The 1,107-nt window shown below is 63.8% G+C and carries 2 protein-coding genes; both read left to right on the forward strand.

The window, feature by feature from the left end; genetic code table 11:
* Positions 1-10: 10 nt before the first annotated feature.
* The gene (locus CFR71_RS15790; protein ID WP_456306466.1) at positions 11-178 is read left to right on the forward strand and encodes a winged helix-turn-helix transcriptional regulator; all 168 of its coding nucleotides are present in this window, start codon (positions 11-13) and stop codon (positions 176-178) included.
* A gap of 217 nt (positions 179-395) precedes the next feature.
* Entirely contained in the window at positions 396-938 is a 543-nt protein-coding gene (locus CFR71_RS15795) for a nuclease-related domain-containing protein (protein ID WP_239020461.1), read from the forward strand.
* Positions 939-1,107 lie beyond the last annotated feature (169 nt).

Raw genomic sequence — 1,107 nt, forward strand, 5'->3', positions numbered from 1 at the left:
GCCCCCGAAGGTGGAATACAGCCTGACCGCACGGGGACGGACCCTGGAGCCGGTCATCATGGCCCTCAAGAAATGGGGGGACGAGAATACCGGGTTCAGACGGGATCCTGAATCTTCTGCGGACCTGGACGAGCCTGCCGCCGATTGTCCGGTCTCCTGCGTTCAGGCTGGCGGGTGAGCGGGCACTGTTGGTGATCCGCATCCACATTGCGGACATGCACCCGGACTCTCACCCGGAACATAGACGGTTCCCAGTATTTCCTGCCCCAGTCGCATGACGGACAGATATACGGGACACGCTATCGGGCCATGGAACCACAGGGGGAAACTGCGTGGTAAGACTTCGACGTCATCGCGTGAAGCCTCCCGGCAGGTGTCGGCTGACAGCCCATGAGATGCAGGTATGGCGGTCCTTTAGCGCCGCCATCCAGGGCGAAAAAGGAGAGAGCGCCGTAGCCCACGTGCTCGACCGGAGCGGCCTGGCCGTGCTGCACGACGCCATGCTGCCGGCAGGTGGCGGCAGGACGACCCAGATTGACCACCTGTTTCTCAGCCCGAGGGGCATCCATGTCGTAGAGACAAAGCGGTATGGCGGCGAACTGACCGGACACCCGGAAGATGAACGGTGGCGACAGCGTTTCGCGGGCGAGGCGCCCGACGCCCCGCCCCGGCTGATTTACAGCCCGGTGATGCAGAATGCCGCCCATTGCCGCGCCGTCTACGCGCTGGCCCGCCTCGTGGACCCGACCATCCAGGTCTTCAGCCACGTCGTGATGACGGGAACTGCGGTCCTGTCGCCGGCGCTTGTCGCCTGCACCCTTTCCCTTTCCGAATTGGAAACCCTGCTGCACGATCTTGAGCGCAACGTGCCGCGGGGCACACTGACTGACGCATGGCGGCGCATCGGGCTTGCCTGCCATGCCAGCGGGCATCAGTAAGCGGCCTCCCTGTCAAGAAAATCGAGCAGTTCCGCGATTTCCCCGGTTGAGAGCATGCGCCCACGACAGTCCTCGCTATCGCGGGGAAAATCGAGCGGCTCACCACCATGGTCACGGTTGCCGGCACTGATCCAGAGTACCCGCTCCGGCTCCTCGGGGTCATAATCGA

Source organism: Novacetimonas pomaceti, assembly GCF_003207955.1.
In the GTDB taxonomy this organism is placed as follows: domain Bacteria; phylum Pseudomonadota; class Alphaproteobacteria; order Acetobacterales; family Acetobacteraceae; genus Novacetimonas; species Novacetimonas pomaceti.

Bases quoted from the DNA above. Each gene is read 5' to 3' on its own strand.
- CFR71_RS15795 (WP_239020461.1), top strand. From the start codon at position 396: ATGCAGGTATGGCGGTCCTTTAGCGCCGCCATCCAGGGCGAAAAAGGA.